Raw genomic sequence first — 1,585 nt, 5'->3', positions numbered from 1 at the left:
ATATGTCGCCCGCTCGATCCGGCGTGAGGAAAACAACCCGTTCGCATAGCTGAAGATCAGAAGGGCCAGCATCAGGCGCGGATGGTACTGTGCCTTGCCACCCGTGCGCACTGGCACGCAGAACGCACTCATCGGAACCCGCTCAACGGCTGCGACAATGAAATGCGCCATATCGTCAGCAGGAAGCCACGACTTCAGATCAGGCGGCAGAAGATACGGCTGAGACCGGTCAAACGGGATGAAACTGCTCATCTCACCACCTTACAACCTTACCCCTTCACTGGGTACCCCAACCCGACAGGCTGCTAGAGCTCTATGATATTTATCAGGAACGGATCATGGCCTGTGATCGCCGCATGGAAGGCCTGCTACTGCTTTTGAGCCACGGCAGTGCAAAGCCTGCGGCAGACCTCCCAAAGCCTCGGATCAAGACAAAGCAGGTGAGTGCTCCGTCCTTCGACGTACGAGGCATTCTGTATCGCTTGCTGGGCGTGGATCTCACGCAGATCCATGGCATCGGTGTGTCCTTGGCCCTCAAGCTTGTGGCAGAATGCGGCACAGATCTCCGCGCCTGGCCAAGTGCAAAACATTTCACGTCCTGGCTCTGCCTCGCTCCGGGGAACAAGATTTCCGGTGGCAAGCTTCTTTCATCTCGCACACGCCGATCCTCAAGCCGGGCCGCAGCACTACTACGTCTGGCTGCCACGACGCTCGGGCGAAGCGATACTGCGTTGGGGGCTTTTTACAGACGCCTGTCAGCGCGGGTCGGGAAAGCAAAGGCTGTGACCGCCACGGCCAGGAAAATAGCAGTTCTGTTTTATAATACCCTCAGATACGGCATGGTTTATGCCGATCCCGGAGCAGGACATTACGATGAAATCCATCGCAAACGTGTCGTCTCCAATCTACACCGACGCGCACAATCGCTGGGGTTTGTCCTGCATCCCATCCCTGTAGCCACCGAACCTGCTGTTTCTTAGGAAGCTACCCAGTTCTTCGCGAGCCAAAAGCCATGAGGTTCGCCTTCATCCACGGACATCGGCATGAATGGCCAATCGAGAGGCTGTGCCGGGTCTTGCGGGTCTCTGCACGGGGGTACCGGGCCTGGACATCCCGACCGGCCTGCCAGCGCCAACGTACCGATCTGAAGGTGCTGACGCATATCCGTGAGCATTTTGCCCTGAGCAACGGGTCCTACGGACAGCCGCGCATGACCATGGAACTCAGGGAAGCCGGGCTTGATGTCGGGGAACGTCGCGTTGGCCGCCTCATGAAGGCCAACGGGATCCGGCCCGTGCGCACCCGTCGCCACAAGATGACGACCGACAGCCACCACCAGTCTGACATTGCGGCCAACCTTCTGGACGGTAATTTCCTTGCTGAAGGCCCCAACCGGAAATGGGCGGGAGATATCAGTTATATCTGGACTGCCGAGGGCTGGCTCTACCTCGCTGTCGTCATCGATCTGTTCAGTCGTCGCGTAATCGGGATCACGACACGAAAGTGTATTTTACGTACGCTTGGAGTGAACACCTGTAGAACTGGCCACATTGAGGTTCACGCAACAAGTAGGGATGCAGGTACC

1 protein-coding gene and 2 pseudogenes are annotated in these 1,585 nt (G+C 57.7%); 2 read left to right on the top strand and 1 reads right to left on the bottom strand.

The window, feature by feature from the left end:
• The coding region (locus tag CFR80_RS18075; protein WP_181418230.1) for a transposase at window positions 1-252 on the bottom strand (252 nt) is incomplete at its 3' end.
• 53 nt (window positions 253-305) lie between these two features.
• On the opposite strand from CFR80_RS18075, the pseudogene CFR80_RS18070 reads away from it, so the two are divergent.
• Both CFR80_RS18070 and CFR80_RS18065 read left to right on the top strand, forming a co-directional pair.
• Window positions 306-980, top strand: a pseudogene (locus CFR80_RS18070) (transposase); the annotation flags it as partial.
• A gap of 2 nt (window positions 981-982) precedes the next feature.
• Window positions 983-1,585, top strand: a pseudogene (locus tag CFR80_RS18065) (IS3 family transposase); the annotation flags it as partial.

It is taken from the genome of Komagataeibacter oboediens (genome assembly GCF_003207815.1).
Classification (GTDB): Bacteria; Pseudomonadota; Alphaproteobacteria; order Acetobacterales; family Acetobacteraceae; genus Komagataeibacter; species Komagataeibacter oboediens.
This window is presented reverse-complemented; position numbering and strand designations above follow the sequence as displayed.